This is a genomic window from Vibrio sp. CB1-14, from assembly GCF_040412085.2.
Taxonomy (GTDB): domain Bacteria; phylum Pseudomonadota; class Gammaproteobacteria; order Enterobacterales; family Vibrionaceae; genus Vibrio; species Vibrio chaetopteri.
On record NZ_CP115920.1, the window covers coordinates 2,884,724 to 2,902,251 of the forward strand.

Below are 17,528 nucleotides of genomic sequence, written 5' to 3' on the forward strand. Positions count from 1 at the left end.
AGTAACATTGCCTTTTTCGGACATAAAACACGGATTCGCTGTTGAAGCAATCCGTGTTTTTTTTGAGAAAAATATGCAACATGACAATCTCATACTCGCATTTTTGCTATTTTTAGGTAGGCTTAAATAAAAAGTTTCACCCAATCAAGGACGTAACATGAAGTTATTGAAAATTGGTTTGCCTATTCTCGCGGCAACTGTGATTGCAGGCTGTGCGCAGAACACCCAGCAAGACAACTATTTAGAAGCGTCATTCGAGCTATGTAATACTGAAGTAAACCTATACTCGGTTAGCGACGATGGTCGCGTTCGTATCGTTTGTAAGGACGGCGCTAAGTTCGCACTGAACAGCGAGAAGACGCTGGATATCATGCGCGATATCAATATTGATTATTGTAATGGTGAAGGCCTAGGTCAGTTTAGCGAAAGTCGTAAATATTACTCATTCCGCTGTAAATCAGGCACTCTGCTCAACATTAATAAGTAACATTACCTACGACTTAAAAGTTTCAAGCACTAAAAAAGCGAGCATTTAGCTCGCTTTTTTTTTGTTCGCTTTAAAGCCGTAGAGAATTACGCGTAAACAGGCAGACGCTTACAGATCTCTAGTACTTTTGCTTTCGTTGCTTCAATCACTGATGCATCGTTGATGTTGTCTAGAACATCACACATCCAGTTAGCAAGCTCAGTCGCATCTGCTTCAGTGAAGCCACGGCGAGTAATCGCAGGTGAACCAATACGGATACCAGACGTTACGAATGGGCTGCGTGGGTCATTTGGAACTGAGTTCTTGTTAACCGTGATGTTTGCTGCGCCAAGAGCGGCATCCGCTTCTTTACCTGTGATGTCTTTGTCGATTAGATCAACAAGGAATAGGTGGTTTTCAGTGCCGTTAGATACGATGTTGTAACCGCGCTCTTGGAACTGTGCAACCATCGCTTTTGCATTCTTAACAACGCGCGCTTGGTACTCTTTAAACTCTGGCTCCATTGCTTCTTTGAACGCGACGGCTTTACCCGCGATAACGTGCATTAGAGGACCACCCTGACCACCAGGGAATACTGCAGAGTTCAGTTTCTTGTACATGTCTTCGCCTGCATTAGACAGGATAAGACCACCGCGAGGACCCGCTAGAGTTTTGTGCGTTGTTGTTGTTACCACGTGAGCGTGTGGCACCGGTGTTGGGTAAACACCTGCAGCGATAAGACCCGCAACGTGCGCCATATCAACGAATAGGTAAGCATCAACCTTGTCTGCAATTTCACGCATGCGAGCCCAATCTACGATTTGGCTGTATGCAGAGAAACCACCGATGATCATCTTAGGCTTGTGCTCAACAGCAAGCTGCTCCATCTCGTCGTAGTTGATTTGACCCGCTTCGTCGATACCGTAAGGAATCACGTTGTAGTGCTTACCAGAGAAGTTTACTGGTGAACCGTGAGTCAGGTGACCACCGTGCGCTAGGCTCATACCTAGAACTGTGTCGCCTGGGTTAAGCAGCGCCATGTACACTGCGCTGTTCGCTTGAGAACCAGAGTGCGGCTGAACGTTCGCGTACTCACAACCAAATAGCTCACACGCACGATCAATCGCTAGTGTTTCCGCTTTATCAACATACTCACAACCACCGTAGTAGCGCTTACCCGGGTAGCCTTCAGCATACTTGTTGGTTAGCTGAGAGCCTTGCGCTTCCATTACGCGCGGGCTGGTGTAGTTTTCCGAAGCGATTAGCTCGATGTGCTCTTCTTGACGTAGTGTCTCTTCTTGAATTGCTGCAAATAGCTCCGCATCGTAATCAGCGATGTTCATATCACGCTTAAGCATCTGTATCTCCTGACTCAGATTGTTCTGAAAGTTTCAAAAAAACCACACAATGACCAAAAGCAAACGTTTTCGTCACCACATTTGATGACTCGCATGATACATAATTTGATCTAGGTCATAAAGAGAAAATTGGAAATTTCTCATGCAGTTTTTTCATAGTGAACCTTAGGCTTCATCATATGCCCCGATAAAGTGCATCGTTCGAATGCGCTAAGTGTCAATAATTCCATTTACACAGTGTAAAAATTGAATTACATAGGTTTACCGTAAATTTACCCTTCAAGCTACCGAAAACATCAACTTTTCAATAATATTGCGGCGTTTATTGACTAGAAGAATTTAAAATTGATGCAAAAACACACACTCAAAGAAGACTGGATAGCGATTCTAACTGGCACCTTTATCGTCGCTCAGGGAATATTCTTTCTTCAGTCGGCTCAACTTTTAACTGGCGGCACCACAGGTCTTGCCCTTCTTATGAGCCAATTTGTACCAATTTCTTTTGGTACGCTTTATTTCGCCCTAAACAGCCCATTTTACCTACTTGCTTGGAAACGCTTCGGTAAACGCTTTGCGGCTAGCAGCGCCATTTCTGGTGCCTTAGTATCTATTATTACGGACAACATGCATCGAGTGGTCACACTGGATAACGTCAATACTATCTACTGCGCGATCGCCGGTGGCTTATTGATGGGTCTTGGTATGCTGATTCTATTCAGGCACCGCTCAAGCCTAGGTGGCTTTAATGTGTTGTGTCTGTTTATCCAGGACAAGTTTGGAATTTCGGTCGGTAAAACGCAGATGGCGATTGATAGTGCCATTCTTGTTGCGTCGTTCTTCTTTGTGTCGCCGTCGATTATTTCGATTTCGATTCTTGGTGCGGTGATGTTGAATTTGGTATTGGCGATGAATCATAAGCCGACTAGGTATGTGGTGACTTATGGGTGAGACTCGCTTCGCTCACTTTTTACCCCTCCTAGCCTCCCCTTATTAAGGGGAGGAACTACTGGCTCGCTATCGCATCGCCTTATGTAAAGGTGCAATGTTACGTCAGTAACGAGCAATGATTCTCCCCCTTTATAACGGGGCGCGTAGCCGGGGGAGCTAGAGGGGGTCAATCTCTTGATCTTGTTCTTAGTTTTTATCAACCAACAACACCAACGTCTCATAAGGCCTCAAAACCACCTCACCCTTCAGTTCAACCTCACCAACAACCCCACAATTACTCAACACAGCACGACTCACCAAGCCATCAAACTGCTCCGGCAACACCACGCTAGTTTCTTCACCATAATAGTTGTTCAAGCACAGCAGCATCGCATCTTCACTCTCACGCAAGTAGCCATGAACCTGAGTGTGCTCTGGGAACAAATCCACATAGCTACCGTCAGTAATCACCGCTAACTGCTTACGAAGCGCAATGAGCTCTTTGTAGAAGTAGAATACCGACTGCTCATCTTCAACCGCTGCCTCAGCGTTGATCTGAGGATAATTTTCAGCGACGCCAATCCAAGGCGTACCTTGGGTAAAGCCAGCGTGTTTGCTGTCATTCCATTGCATAGGTGTGCGAGAGTTATCACGAGATTTCTGTCTTAGGATAGCCATCATATCATCATGAGAGGTATCGCCCTGCTCAACCATCAGCTGATACATATTAAGGCTTTCGACATCTCGATATTGGCTCATATCCGTGAAGCTCGGATTGGTCATGCCGATCTCTTCACCTTGATAAATATATGGCGTGCCTTGCATCAGATGGACAGACGCTGCCAGCATTTTTGCTGACTCAGTTCGGTATTGCTGATCATTGCCAAGGCGGCTGACCACGCGAGGTTGGTCGTGGTTACACCAGAACAGTGCGCCCCAGCCTTTCCCATTTAGACCTGTCTGCCAGTGGTTAAAAATCTGTTTTAGCTGCTGGAAATCGAAGTCCGCTTTCGTCCACTTATCTCCATTTGGGTAATCGACCTTTAGGTGATGAAAATTGAACACCATCGAAAGCTCTTTGTTATCGAGTGAACTGTATTGCTGGCAATGCTCTAGAGTCGTTGAAGACATTTCACCAACGGTGACCGAGCCATACTTCTGGAATACCGCTTCGCTGATCTCCTGTAAATACTCATGAACGCGCGGACCGTCAGTGTAAAAACGGCGACCATCACCAATATCATCATCAGCAAAGTCTTGCTGTTTTGAGATAAGGTTGATCACATCAAGCCTAAAACCATCCACGCCTTTCTGTGCCCAGAACTCGATGACCTGTTTTACTTCTTCACGAACTGTTGGGTTTTCCCAATTAAGGTCAGCCTGCTCTTTGGCAAATAGGTGCAGATAGTATTCATCGGTGGCTTCATCTAATGCCCATGCAGAGCCACCAAACTTTGACTGCCAGTTGTTGGGTAATTTGCCTTCATTGGGTTTCCAGATGTAGTAATCACGGTACGGGCTTTGTTTATCTCCAAGTGCCGACTGGAACCATTGATGTTCGGTTGAGGTGTGGTTAACAACGATATCCATAATGATGCGGATACCTTTCTGATGGGCAGCAGCGAGCAACGCATCAAAATCTTGCATGGTGCCAAAGTCAGGGTTGATCGCATAGTAATCAGAGATGTCGTAACCGTTATCAATCATTGGTGAGGCATACACTGGAGTAAGCCAGATCGCGTCTACACCTAACTTCGATAAGTAATCAAGCTTCGAGGTAATCCCTTTGATGTCGCCCATTCCTTTATCACCGCTATCGCAAAAGCTCTTAGGGTAGATTTGATAAATCGTGGCTGTTTTCCACCAGTCTTTTTGAGCAGTTTGACTCATAGGTTTAATCTCACTTACCAATTTGGAAATTCGTCAAAATAAAAAGCAAAGAAGTGGCTCAATGTGAGCCACTAATGGGGGTTACGCGCTCGCAAGCTCTAGCTCACCTTTTGATTGAGCGCGTTTGTACAGGAACAAAGTCAGTAGAATCGGCACGGCCATTGCTACTAGCATCGCCATGAAATACACCATCCAGTATTGCGGCTGAATTGATAGGATGCCTGGTAGACCGCCGACACCGATACCGTTCGCCATCACGCCTGCACTGCCACAGATAGCTGCCGCAATTGCACTACCAATCATTGCACTCAGCATTGGGAACTTGTACTTCAGGTTGATACCGTACATAGCAGGTTCAGTGACACCTAAGTAAGCCGAGATAGCAGCGGGGACTGAGATATCACGCTCACCCTCACGCTTACTGATAATGATGATGCCAACAACAGCAGATGCTTGAGCGATATTAGACAGTGCGATCAAAGGCCAGATTGGCGTACCACCTAGGTCTTGCATAAGCTGAAGGTCAACCGCATTGGTTGTGTGGTGGATACCAGTAATAACCAGCGGTGCGTATAGGAAACCAAAGACCACAGAGCCAAGTACTGCAAAATCACCCGTCATCGCAGCTTTTGCCGCAAACGCAACACCATCACCTAGCACGCGACCAAACGGGCCGATGAAAGCATGAGCAAGAATGACCGACAGAATGATTGATACGAATGGCACCACAACCAGATACAAGTAGCTTGGGACAATACGCTTTAAGTTGGTTTCAATTAGCGCCAGTGCCACACCTGCCAGCATCGCCGGGATCACCTGAGCCTGATAGCCCACCTTCTCAATCACAAACAATCCGAAATCCCAAACCTCTGGCACTTCTTTACCTATGAGATAAGCATTCATCAGCTGGGGCGATACTAAGGTGACACCCAGCGTGATACCAAGAATGGGCGTACCACCAAGCTTTTTCACCGTAGACCAACACACACCAACCGGTAGGAAGAAGAAAATAGCTTCACCGATAAGCCATAAGAACGAGTGAACAGTTGCCCAGAACTGGCTGATTTCCACTAAGGTTTTGCCATCGAACATACGGATGTCGCCGATAACATTGCGGAAGCCAAGAATCAAACCACCTGTGATAATCGCCGGCAAAAGGGGAACAAAAATTTCGGCTAAGTGCGAGATACCACGCTCTAGAAAGTTCATGTTCTGGCGCGCAGCCAGCTTGGCATCGTCTTTAGATGCCGCTTTCTTACCTGTTGAGTCAATCAACATTTTGTAGACTTCATCAACTTCAGTGCCAATCACCACTTGGAACTGACCTGCATTGGTAAAGCAGCCTTTAACAATCTTGAGGCTCTCTAGTACCGACTTGTCGGCTTTATCGGTATCGTTAAGAACGAATCTTAAGCGAGTTAAACAGTGGCTAACACTGGCAATGTTGTCAGCTCCGCCAACACCGTCGATGATCGCTGCAATGTCTTGCTGGGCTATTTTGCTCATCGTTTGTACACCTTTTCCTGATATAGAGACGTAGGGTTAAGACGTCTAGGTCCATTTGTCTCGTTATATTAATAATATCGCAACATGCGAATGGGAACATTCCCAAAGATTGAGTTAAGTGTGCCATGGAACAATCAAAACAAAAATGGGAACAGTCCCATTAATTGAGTATGATCACAATAATTGTTGATAAATGCGTCAAGTTGATTAGTGGAACTGCTACGAAAAAGAAGCCGTGATTACACTGCTTCTTGCGTAAGATGAGAGATGGATTTATTGCCAGTAAGCTGACTAATCAATAGGTTAGCTGCTTTTTCTCCCGCTTGCTGATAGCCGGGATCAATGCTGTAAATATTAGGGAACAGGAAAGAGAGCAGTTCATTACCACCGACGCCAGTCACCACGATATCTTCTCGGCCAAGCTCTTGCAGGCGTTTGATCGTGCCAAGCGCTAAGGTATCACTGGCACACACGATCGCTTGTAATGAGTCCGTCACTACTTCATCGACAAGCTGATAAGCACTTTCATGATGAAGCTCACCGGTGCGATAAACAGCATGCTGATCGTTATCATCACACCATTTTTGAAATGCGTTAAGGCGTGCCAAGCCCGTGGTTTTATCCTTAGGATCGACACCAATATAGGCAAGTTGATTGACGCCTTGCGCCTGCAATTTATTCAAAACCGCTTGGATCAATCCTTGATTGTCGTAGTTGATGGAGGAGACTTGATCGGTATCCATGGCAATGACCACCACCTTCTCCTGCCACAAAGACACTCTATCGATATCAAGCTCCGTAAAACCAAACACAATGACACCTTCAACGTTGCGTTTACGCAGTACGCTTAGATGCTCGTTGGTTTTATCGGGATCGAACTGACTCTCCATGATCACCACATCGTAACCTGCAGAGTAAAGCACATTGAGCATGCTGCTCACCGCTTTGTTCTCTGAAGGCGAGTCGAGACGCGAGATAATGACACCAATGACCTTTTGCACTCCGCCCCCACGCATCGATTGCGCCGACTTAGAGGGCACATAGCCATGCTCTGCAATCACACGCTCCACTTTCTCGCGAGTTTCAGGTTTTACTTTAGGATCGTTAGTGAGCACGCGAGAGACGGTTGATTTACCGACTCCCGACAGCTTTGCAATATCAAGTATGGTGAGTTTTTTGCTCATGGTTATCTAAAAGCTTAGTATCCGTTTTTTGGTATGCTTCGTGTGGTCATCATACAGCTTTTATCGGTTTCACCCGCAATGGTAAGCATGCCCTTTCTGCCCTTACTAAACAGCTCAACCTCTGATTCAACTTGAGATTGACCATCAAGTGAATACTTCACGCCTGACGCAGAAGGGACGCGGTGCAGATGATATTCTTCGCCATCGATAAGCAGCAAGACTTGCTCACTCGATAACTGGGTTACCTGAAAGCTCTGGTTATCGCACTGATACTGGAGGACATGATAAGGGTTTTCAGGTTCCACCTGATCCGAACTACTGCACGCCACCAAACCGCCAACCATCATAGCCGTAACCAATCCATGTTTAACTAATGCACTCATAATGACTCCTTTAGGATCAAACGATTACTTAGTTAAGTATTGCGGCACATCGCGGATACTATCAAGTACCACAGTTGCGACAGACTCACCGCGCTCGGTGACCGGTTTGCCAGTACGTACTAAGATCTTGGTGCCAACGCCAGCTGCTTCAGCTGCCATCATATCTTCGGCTTTATCGCCGACCATGACTGAGTTTTCCATATCAATCTTTAGGAAATCACGAGCAGAGATAAACATGCCCGGTTTTGGTTTACGGCAGTCACAATCTTGTTTGTAATCACCAATGCCATGCTCTGGGTGATGTGGACAATAATAGATACCATCGAACTCGACGCCATTATCAGAGAAGTTCCAATCCATCCATTGAGTTAAAGAAAGGAAGCGATCTTCGGAGAACATACCGCGAGCAATGCCTGATTGATTGGTCACCAACACCAGCATATAGCCCATGTCCTGCAGTTTTTTCGTCGCTTCAAAAACGCCTTCAACATACTCAAAGTCGTGTTCATCGCTAACGTACCCATGATCAACGTTAATGACGCCATCACGATCCAAAAAAACAGCTGGTTTTGCCACAGTTCACTCTCTTGTTATAGATAGGTGCTAATAACCTGAATTATTACACGCTTTTATAGTCACGGCACTATGAAAATGCCGTTTAGACGTCTAGACGTAAAAATATCTATTGACACTAAAAGGTGAAAACCATAGCATCTTCTATCAATTGAGATGTAGTTCAAACTTTTATGCTACTCACGGACTTCAGGTTGCTTAGATGATCGAAATTAATCAAGTAAACAAAGTGTTTTATCAAGGCGCTAAGGAAATCAACGCCTTGGCAGACATCAATCTGCATATCGCAGAAGGTACCATCTTTGGTGTGATTGGCGCCTCTGGTGCGGGTAAGAGTACGTTGATTCGCTGCGTAAACATGCTTGAAGCGCCAACGTCGGGTGAAGTCATCGTTGACGGTGTTGACCTGACTAAGCTATCGAAATCCGAGCTTTCAGAAGCGCGCCGCAACATTGGCATGATTTTCCAGCACTTTAACTTGCTTTCATCTCGCACCGTATTTGAAAACGTGGCACTGCCACTTGAGCTTGCTGGCAAAGAGCGCTCACATATCGAGACTAAAGTGACGGATCTTCTAAAGCTCGTCGGGCTGGCAGATAAGCGCGATACTTACCCTGCCAATCTAAGTGGTGGTCAAAAGCAGCGTGTCGCGATTGCTCGCGCACTATCGTCAGATCCTAAGGTGCTGCTTTGTGATGAAGCCACCAGCGCACTCGACCCTGCGACGACTCAATCGATTCTTGAGCTACTGAAAGAAATCAACCGCAAGCTTAAGATCACCATTCTTCTAATTACTCACGAAATGGACGTGGTAAAAAGCATCTGTCATGAAGTCGCAATCATTGGCGACGGTCACTTAGTTGAGAAAGGTACTGTTGGTGAAATCTTTGCCCATCCGAAAACTGAACTTGCGCACCAATTCATCCGTTCAACGCTCGACCTGTCGATTCCAGAAGACTATCAAGCAAGACTGCAAGCTGAGCGCGTTGATGGCAGCTACCCGCTTGTTCGCCTAGAGTTTACCGGTGCTACTGTAGATGCGCCGCTAATGACGCAAATTGCACGCAAATACAATATTGATGTCAGCATCCTAAGCTCCGATCTTGATTACGCGGGCGGCGTAAAATTCGGCATGATGGTGGCAGAGCTGTTTGGTAATGAGCAAGACGACAACGCGGCGATTCAATATCTTCGTGACCACAATGTAAAAGTAGAGGTACTTGGCTATGTCCTTTAACACTGTCTCAGACTGGTTATCTCTAAACAGTAACCTACTATTAGGGGCAACATGGGAAACCCTATATATGGTTGCCGTAGCAGGAGTGGTTGGCTTCGCCGTCGGTATCCCACTGGGTGTTATTCTGCATACCACTAAAAAAGGTGGCTTGCTAGAAAACATGCGTTTAAACAGTGTGCTAGGTGCCATTGTTAACGTGGGTCGTTCGGTGCCTTTCTTAGTATTAATGGTAGCGATCATTCCACTGACCAAGATTTTGATTGGCACCTTTATCGGTACCACGGCAGCTATTGTTCCACTGACGGTTGGTGCGATTCCATTTGTGGCACGCCTTATTGAAGGCGCACTACTTGAGGTGCCAACAGGTCTGGTAGAAGCCGCACAATCAATGGGCGCAACACCATACCAAATCATTACTAAGGTACTGCTTCCAGAAGCATTACCTACGATTGTCAATTCGGTGACAATCACCCTAGTGACACTAGTAAGCTACTCAGCAATGGCGGGTACCGTCGGCGGTGGCGGGCTAGGTGACGTAGCCATTCGCTATGGTTTCCACCGATACGATGTGACCATTATGGCCGTGACCGTGGTGATGCTCATTGTATTGGTACAAATTATTCAGTCTATCGGTGATGCCGTTGTTCGCCGCGTAGACCACAGATAATCGAGATTTTAAGATTTATAACAAGGAGAGAGTCATGAAATTCAACGTTAAGAATTTACTCGCAATTGCAGCTGCTGCATCAGCACTTATTCTATCTGGCTGTGGTGAAAAAGAAGTCGACACCAGCAAGATCAAAGTCGGTGTGATGGCAGGTGCAGAAGCACAAGTTGCAGAGGTCGCAGCGAAGGTTGCTAAAGAGCAATACGGTCTAGACGTTGAGCTAGTCACCTTCACAGACTACGTAACACCAAACGCAGCACTGGACGATGGCTCTATCGACCTTAACGCATTCCAACATAAGCCATACCTAGACCAGCAAGTAACGGATCGTAACTACAAGCTGACTATCGCAGGCAACACGTTTGTATACCCTATCGCGGGCTACTCGAAGCAAGTTAAGTCTGTGGATGAAATCCAAGACGGCGCACGTATCGCAGTACCCAATGACCCAACAAACCTAGGTCGCTCACTACTGCTACTTGAGCAACAAGGTCTACTAACTCTACGTGAAGGTGTTGGTCTACTGGCGACAGTTCGTGATATCGAAGAAAATCCAAAGAACATCACTATCGTTGAGCTAGACGCAGCACAACTACCACGTTCTCTTGATGACGTAGCGCTATCTATCATCAACACAACTTACGCAAGCTCTATCGACCTAACACCTCAACGCGACGGTGTGTTTGTTGAAGACAAAGAGTCGCCATACGTAAACCTAATCGTTGCGCGTGAAGACAATGTGAACGCAGAAAACGTTCAGAACTTCGTAAAAGCGTACCAAACAGAAGATGTGTACAACGCAGCTTCTGATATCTTCAAAGGTGGCGTTGTTAAAGGCTGGTAATCTCACCACCTTTGCACCAAACATCAAAAAGGGGTTGAAGCTTAGCTTCAACCCCTTTTGTATTTTCAATCGATAAATCTGCTTACTTTAGGTGATCCCAAGAAATATTGGAGACGATTCGGCAAGAATCGCACTTAAAGTAAAAGATGTCGTGCAGCGGCTCATCAAGCAACCACTCTCCACCACATTTCGGGCACTTACGTGCTTTTTCTTCCTCGAGGCTCTTACCGCCCACCTTGTACAGATAGTAGTACGTTGGGATTTGGGTAATGTACTCGATACGACCGCGAATATCCCAGCCACGACGGAACAGGTCACTGCCTACCTCAGACAGCTCTCGCAATGCTGCGTGCTCTGCTTTACAGCCACCTGCCATTTGAATTTCATCGCAAGCTTGCCACTCGGTTTGCCATTTAATCACCGTCTTATGGTCGCCATTGAGTGTCGGTGGGTTACGGTACAGCGGGATTGGCAGCAAGGTTTCACCACTTCGAAGCGGTGAACAGGTGTGCACATACGTGGTGTACAGCACTTGCCAGCTCGGCGTTTCATCTTCTGCTGCTTGCTCTGAATTGATATCACGACCCAGCAAGCGAACCTTAGGTGCCAACAGGCAAGCATCCGATAAACGCTTTAAACATACTTTTACGAAATCTGAGTGGTTACTTGGATGCAAGCTATCTTGCTCAGGACATACCGCGCGAACAAAGAATTCCCCCTTCCCCATCACCACCGGAAACTCGCGCCCTAACACTTGGCCGTTATAGCGCAGCGCGTCCATCAGACCGTTAATGCCCTTCTCTACCGCGCTGATCGTAGTGTTATCAAAACACTCAAAATGAAGCTCTACCACATACATAATTAAACGTCAGGCTCCAGACCGTTGAGGAATGTCTCGATATTCTCGGCAACCACATCGCGGCGATCAGTACCCAGACGCTCAAGAATCACGTTACCAGAGATGTTACAGATAGAAATCACATCCATATCAGCATCGGTGGCCGCAATGAATACGGTTGGTTTGAGCTTAAGGCGGCGCTGAGTCACTAGGTGACCCAAAATGTTCTCTTGCAGGCGAGTGAAATCATCATCGCTCCACACTTGCAGCAGCGTCAACTCGTTGCCCTGCCATGTGGCATTCATATCTGCGCTATACTGATGCCCATAGAAAGCTTTAATGTCATCGTGTAACGTTAGCTCTATCCCTTGCTCGATATTTTCCAAACGCTCAGGGACGTCGCGGACGCAGGCACGCCAATACACCGATTCGTCATCTTTGCGATCAATACAAGGGGACACTAAGCCATGAAGCTCTTCACTGGCTGGTAGTGTTTGATGCTTTTCTTGCCAAGCCTGTTGATAGCGCTGTGAAAACGCCTCTAAAGCTTGTTGTACACTTTGATTCATATGCTCTCCACTCATCCTTCAATTGTTCGGCGATTTCCGAGCACAAAGGATGACAGCTATTCAGGGATCTCGTAAAATTCGTTTTATTCTAATCGAAATATCACACAATTATGAGCAAATATTCCAACGCGAAAGAGCTTTCAGGACTCACACTGGGTCAAAAGACCGATTATGCCAACCAGTATGATGCTACCCTTTTGCAACCTGTACCACGAAGCCTAAACCGTGACGACCTTGAACTCGGTGATAGCTTGCCATTCCAGGGCTGTGATATTTGGACTATGTATGAGATCTCTTGGCTCAATGCCAATGGCTTGCCACAGGTCGCTGTTGGTGAAGCTTACATCCCAGCAACCAGTACCAACCTTATCGAATCTAAGTCATTTAAGCTGTATCTCAACAGCTACAACCAAACGCGATTTGATTCATGGGATGAGGTGCAAAGCACCATCGCCGGCGATCTATCAATCTGTGCCGGTGAAACGGTGACGGTAAAGCTTATCCCAGTAGGTGACTTTGAAAACACCCAGATCGTTGGCATGAAGGGCGAGTGCATCGACAACCAAGATATTCGTATCGACAGCTACGACTTTGATGCAGCACTGCTTGAAGGTGCATCTGGAGAGGAAGTGGTTGAAGAAGCACTACATAGCCACCTGCTAAAATCCAATTGCCTTATCACCAATCAACCTGATTGGGGCAGTGTCGAGATCCAATATCACGGCGCAAAGATCAACCGTGAAGCCCTGCTACGCTACCTTGTTTCGTTCCGTGAACATAATGAGTTTCACGAGCAATGTGTTGAGCGTATCTTCACAGATATTATGGCGTACTGTAAGCCAACAGAGCTAACCGTGTATGCTCGCTACACGCGCCGTGGCGGTTTGGATATCAACCCGTACCGCTCAAACCAGCACAGCGCACCTTCTCACAACATGCGTATGGCACGACAGTAAGCACTCTCAATTAATGGAAACCGTCATGGGCTCAAAAATTTGGACAGTATTGGCTCTGCTTTGCTCACTGATTGCAGGAGCAGCGCACGCTAAAACGTCCTTTACGTCTCCGATTTTAGTAGAGGCGGATAAGTTGGTAGATATTGAACCGGCAAAAGCACTGGAGATTGCCAACAAGTATCTGACCGATCGTACCTTTGCTGAGCCTAATGACGACCGACTACCGAAACTCAAGCGTGATGACACTGACCAGCGTATTCGCACACCGCTAAGCAGTGTCAATGCGCTGCAGATCGTTGCCAAGGCTCAGTTCAATCTAGGTGATAGCCAAGCTGCCATGCAGAGTTTGCTGCTTGCTGAGTCGATGACCGAAAAATACCAATTGCTGTTTTTGGCGCTGGATGTGCGTATCCTGAAAGCTAGGCTGCACTGGCTTACCACGAACGAAGCAACCAAAGCCTTGGCGACACTCGAGCAAGTTGAGCGCGACCTTGAGTCAATTCGCAAAGGACAAAACATTGCCAATCGAACCAGCTATCGCATCAAGATTTTGCAAGCACAGATCGCTTCTAACGAAAACGATTTTGAGCTAGCCAATAGCCTGTTCCAAGCGGCGCTGTCTTATATTCCGAATGACAAGCTATCAAAATGGCAAATCGACTTTCATACCAAGTTTGGTAAGCACTATTTACATCACCGTCGATACAACGAAGCCCTGTCTGAACTGCTACTCGCTTACTGGTCTGCCATTGAGCTTAACAGTAGCGACCAGCTAGCGAGCATCAACCAACAGCTTGCACAACTATTTATGCAACGCCAAGTACTCGACAAAGCGCTTGAGCACTTGTCACAGGCGGCTGACTTCTACGGTACCTACCCAGAATCCCCAATTCTTGCTGATGTGCTCAAGCAAATGGGGGATGTGTATTATTTGCAAGGTAAATACAACCTAGCGTTAGTGCACTACTTCAACGTGATTGATCAAAAGAAGACTGATAAGAACATCGAAAAAGTTATCGATATTCGCCTCAGTCTTGCTTCTACCTATTTACAGCTCTACAACTACCCATTGGCGGAGCAGTATTTGGCACGTGCTGAAAAACTACTTAGCTACTCAGATCTGCCAGAGCTAGAAACCAAAGCGGCGCTGCTTGATGCGGGACTTGGTTACTTCCAGCAAGATAACAAGCAAGTAATTGGGCAAGCGAAACGAGCATTGACACTCAGCCAATCACTCGCCATGAGCGAGTCTCTTGAACAAGCTTCACTCGAGCAGCAAGCGTATCAATTACTTGCACTCGGTTATGAGCAAAGTGGCAAGTTTAAACAAGCACTCAGCAACATTAAAAAAGCCAACTCACTGCGTATTTATCAACAAGCTCAGCTCAATCAAATCAGTGAAGAAGCATTCCGTAAGCAAAGACAGTTTGTCGAGCAAGGTCTGCATTACGAAATCCAAGAGCAAGAGCTTGCTGAAGCGCTAGAAAAACAAAACAAATTTCAAAAAGTGGCGCTTGGCCTATTCTGTATAGCCTCGCTGTTGGCACTGATGGTCCTGCGCCTAAGCTACACCAATAGGCGCAATAAGAATGAAGTTGAACAGCTGAATGAAAACCTGTTTACCCACGCGCGTTCAGGTCTGCCGAATCTGCGTCTTCTCAATGCTAACTTGCCAAGCTCTCTGCAACGTACTCAGCGCTACTTTGAGCAGTGGCAAGTCGGCGAGCTTATCAATGAGCCGCTCAGTGACCGCTTACGCTTTGTGATGATTGATGTGCCGTTTCTTCGCAATATGTATCTGCAAAACGGTTACGAAGCAGGCTTAGAGTTGGAACGCGCATTTGGTGAGTTTATTCGCAGTAAAATTGAAGCGCCAGCTCGTATCTATCACTTTTCTGATGCTAACTTGCTGTATATCGAGCCAAGTATCAAGCCACGCACGGCGGAAAGCCTATTTGAAGAGATTCAAAGTTGGATCAATGAGTTTGAGCAAGATCGTAAGATCAATCGCATCGTACGAGTCGGCATGGCCAACTACCCATTCCTGCCTCGCGCATACACCGCCATCAACGACAAAGAGCTGCTCGATATCTTATTAGTCGCCACACACATGGCGCGCGAAGTCAGCATGCGTGAAAGCCAAAGTCATTGGGTTTACCTCAAGGCGATTGATAATGCGCCAGCAGCAAGCCTTGCCACCGACAATGTCAGACAAGCCTGTCGCACAGCGATAAAACAGGGGTTAATAAAAGTTCACTCTTCTTCTCAGAATGAGGACGGGTTCAAAAAATCGTTGATGAGTGAGTAAAAAGTCCGCAGTTGAACACTGAATAACGTGACGTTGTGATGTTTTTTGATATTATCGATCAATACATCAATAAGATTCCCATCTGGTTTGTTTTAAAGGATTTATGAGCTCACAGGATAGCGAGACATTAGAGCATCTCCACCAGCTTAAAGTGCAGGTGGAGCAATTACGTGTAGCTCACCGCGATGCTTCGCTTAAGTCGCGTCGTGAACAAGCCATCCTCAAACGTTTCATTTCGACACTCAGCAATAGTCATATTGGTGCCCACTCGCGCATTGACGATAAACTGATTGAACTCCGCCAAGAATTAGAGCATAACAAGGACATTAGTACTCTGGTGCCCAAGTTTGCCATCTTGGAGCGTCTCATCGGCCAAAGGTCCGTTTCGATGGAAAAACAACAGCTATCATTGGAAGAGCAAACAAGGCGCAGTGGCGAAACACTGCAGCGCATTGGTGGCTTGCCTGCTCAAATCAAACGCGACCTGAGGAACGTATTGGCTTTCAACGATAAAAGTTCGTTGAAGCTTACTGACAATGCCGTCAAGCTGCTGGCCATTTATGAGCGCGCGACCAAGATAATCACTTCCAACTCTGCATTATTACCAAAAGAATCGGAGCCAACCGAGAATAGTGGTTTACTACAGAATCTCAATGAAGAGCTGCAAAACCTCATTACTGAACTTGATTTCGATGGTGAACCGGGTGAACAGTTATTCGAGATCCGTTATAAACTACTAACGGACGCTTCATCGAATCAATTACTCGAGCATACCTTGCAGGTGTTAAGACTGGTCATTGACGCCACTAAATATGAACGCCGCACCTCGCAGCAGTTCCTAGAACAAGTCAACGGCTCACTTTCTTCGTCACTGAAGAACAACTCGCAAAACCTCGATCAAAGCCAGATCTACTTCGAGCAGCGCCAAAATATGAGCAAGGAGCTGCACAACCTGGTCTCTAGCGGTAAACGTGGCATTGCCTCAGTGCAAGACTTAGAGGAAGCCAAGCGTGCGATGACGCCATTGTTTGCTCAGCTTGCGTCATTAACGGAGCGTCTGCAACATGCCGAAGTAAGAGAAGCTGCGCTGATTGAGCAGATGGCACACAACAAGAACCAGCTTGAAGCACTTTACGATAACACACAAGACTATCGTCGCCGTTTAGAAGACCAGTCTCAACGTATGCTGCTCGACCCACTGACCAAGGTTTATAATCGCACAGCTCTTTTAGATAAGCTTGAAATTGAATACCGCCGCTGGCTGAAGAATCAGCACCCACTCTGGGTTGTGGTATTTGATATCGATAAGTTTAAGAGCATCAACCACAACTTTGGTTACAGTGCCGGTGATAAAGCACTAAAGATCATCGCCAAAACCATCGCCAACTCGGTCGACAAAACCGATACCGTCGCACGCTTCTCTGGTGAAGAGTTTATTTTGATCATGCCCGAGCAGAACGAAGCAACAAGTTTGGCAAAAGTACGTGAGATCCAGAAAAAAGTCAGTAATTTGCCGTTTAAGTTCCGCGACCAACTGCTCACGATTACCTTAACAGCAACCAGTGCGCTGTTTAGCCAAAATGACATTCCTGAAGATGTGTTAGAGCGCCTACACAAAACCTTGTCCCACACACAAAAGCTTGGCCCGAACCAGCTCGCGTGGAACCCATAATCTCGCTATATTTTTCAGATAGTTATAGAAACCTTCCTGACATTTGCTACTCTAATAGTTAATCGCTTGTAAATTTTGGCCAAAAGCGCCCGTATAAACCTTGCGATAGATAACTATAACAATGAACCCAAAACACCTGCGTTCTCGATT

The 17,528-nt window shown here is 46.5% G+C and carries 16 protein-coding genes; 8 read left to right on the forward strand and 8 right to left on the reverse strand.

Annotated elements, in window-relative coordinates:
- The first annotated feature begins 157 nt into the window (after positions 1–157).
- Positions 158–487 (forward strand): hypothetical protein, encoded by a 330-nt coding sequence (locus tag PG915_RS13110; RefSeq protein WP_042496692.1) that lies wholly within the window; start codon positions 158–160, stop codon positions 485–487.
- A gap of 86 nt (positions 488–573) precedes the next feature.
- Here the strand turns inward: PG915_RS13110 and glyA are convergent, their stop codons facing one another.
- The gene (gene glyA, locus PG915_RS13115) at positions 574–1,824 is read right to left on the reverse strand and encodes a serine hydroxymethyltransferase (protein WP_353496911.1); all 1,251 of its coding nucleotides are present in this window, start codon (positions 1,822–1,824) and stop codon (positions 574–576) included.
- 348 nt (positions 1,825–2,172) lie between these two features.
- On the opposite strand from glyA, the gene PG915_RS13120 reads away from it, so the two are divergent.
- Positions 2,173–2,772, forward strand: a complete 600-nt coding sequence (locus PG915_RS13120; protein WP_353496912.1) for a YitT family protein — start codon at positions 2,173–2,175, stop codon at positions 2,770–2,772.
- 186 nt (positions 2,773–2,958) lie between these two features.
- On the opposite strand, the gene treC is transcribed toward PG915_RS13120, so the two are convergent.
- The 5 genes from treC to gmhB form a co-directional block, all read right to left on the reverse strand.
- The gene (gene treC / locus PG915_RS13125; protein ID WP_353496913.1) at positions 2,959–4,641 is read right to left on the reverse strand and encodes an alpha,alpha-phosphotrehalase; all 1,683 of its coding nucleotides are present in this window, start codon (positions 4,639–4,641) and stop codon (positions 2,959–2,961) included.
- A gap of 81 nt (positions 4,642–4,722) precedes the next feature.
- Positions 4,723–6,147 carry a PTS trehalose transporter subunit IIBC gene (treB, locus tag PG915_RS13130; RefSeq protein WP_353496914.1) on the reverse strand — a complete coding sequence of 475 codons (1,425 nt, stop codon included), beginning with the start codon at positions 6,145–6,147 and terminating at the stop codon, positions 4,723–4,725.
- A gap of 239 nt (positions 6,148–6,386) precedes the next feature.
- Positions 6,387–7,331, reverse strand: coding sequence for a trehalose operon repressor TreR (gene treR / locus PG915_RS13135; protein WP_353496915.1), 945 nt, complete (start codon positions 7,329–7,331; stop codon positions 6,387–6,389).
- Between the two features lie 14 nt (positions 7,332–7,345).
- Positions 7,346–7,714: an MliC family protein gene (locus PG915_RS13140; RefSeq protein ID WP_353496916.1), complete on the reverse strand. Its 369-nt coding sequence runs from the start codon at positions 7,712–7,714 to the stop codon at positions 7,346–7,348.
- A 24-nt stretch (positions 7,715–7,738) separates the two neighbouring features.
- A complete protein-coding gene (gmhB, locus tag PG915_RS13145; protein ID WP_353496917.1) occupies positions 7,739–8,290 on the reverse strand; it encodes a D-glycero-beta-D-manno-heptose 1,7-bisphosphate 7-phosphatase in 552 nt (183 codons plus the stop codon).
- A gap of 199 nt (positions 8,291–8,489) precedes the next feature.
- Between gmhB and metN the strand changes: the two genes are divergently transcribed.
- Genes metN through metQ form a run of 3 tightly spaced genes read left to right on the forward strand, consistent with a single transcriptional unit; the run spans position 8,490 to position 11,035 of the window.
- A complete protein-coding gene (gene metN, locus PG915_RS13150) occupies positions 8,490–9,524 on the forward strand; it encodes a methionine ABC transporter ATP-binding protein MetN (protein ID WP_353496918.1) in 1,035 nt (344 codons plus the stop codon).
- On the forward strand, positions 9,514–10,191 hold the full coding sequence (locus tag PG915_RS13155) for a methionine ABC transporter permease (protein WP_353496919.1): 678 nt from the start codon (positions 9,514–9,516) through the stop codon (positions 10,189–10,191). Before metN ends, PG915_RS13155 begins: the two co-directional genes overlap by 11 nt.
- A gap of 34 nt (positions 10,192–10,225) precedes the next feature.
- Positions 10,226–11,035 (forward strand): methionine ABC transporter substrate-binding lipoprotein MetQ, encoded by an 810-nt coding sequence (metQ, locus tag PG915_RS13160; RefSeq protein WP_353496920.1) that lies wholly within the window; start codon positions 10,226–10,228, stop codon positions 11,033–11,035.
- An 82-nt stretch (positions 11,036–11,117) separates the two neighbouring features.
- Here the strand turns inward: metQ and PG915_RS13165 are convergent, their stop codons facing one another.
- Together PG915_RS13165 and syd are read right to left on the reverse strand one after the other, a co-directional pair.
- On the reverse strand, positions 11,118–11,894 hold the full coding sequence (locus PG915_RS13165) for a Zn-ribbon-containing protein (RefSeq protein ID WP_353496921.1): 777 nt from the start codon (positions 11,892–11,894) through the stop codon (positions 11,118–11,120).
- Between the two features lie 2 nt (positions 11,895–11,896).
- Positions 11,897–12,442 carry a SecY-interacting protein gene (gene syd, locus PG915_RS13170; RefSeq protein ID WP_353496922.1) on the reverse strand — a complete coding sequence of 182 codons (546 nt, stop codon included), beginning with the start codon at positions 12,440–12,442 and terminating at the stop codon, positions 11,897–11,899.
- A gap of 110 nt (positions 12,443–12,552) precedes the next feature.
- Between syd and queF the strand changes: the two genes are divergently transcribed.
- The 3 genes from queF (at position 12,553) to PG915_RS13185 (ending at position 17,378) form a co-directional block, all read left to right on the forward strand.
- Positions 12,553–13,398, forward strand: a complete 846-nt coding sequence (gene queF / locus PG915_RS13175; protein ID WP_353496923.1) for an NADPH-dependent 7-cyano-7-deazaguanine reductase QueF — start codon at positions 12,553–12,555, stop codon at positions 13,396–13,398.
- A gap of 25 nt (positions 13,399–13,423) precedes the next feature.
- Positions 13,424–15,706 (forward strand): tetratricopeptide repeat protein, encoded by a 2,283-nt coding sequence (locus PG915_RS13180; RefSeq protein ID WP_353496924.1) that lies wholly within the window; start codon positions 13,424–13,426, stop codon positions 15,704–15,706.
- 103 nt (positions 15,707–15,809) lie between these two features.
- Positions 15,810–17,378: a GGDEF domain-containing protein gene (locus tag PG915_RS13185; protein ID WP_353496925.1), complete on the forward strand. Its 1,569-nt coding sequence runs from the start codon at positions 15,810–15,812 to the stop codon at positions 17,376–17,378.
- Positions 17,379–17,528 lie beyond the last annotated feature (150 nt).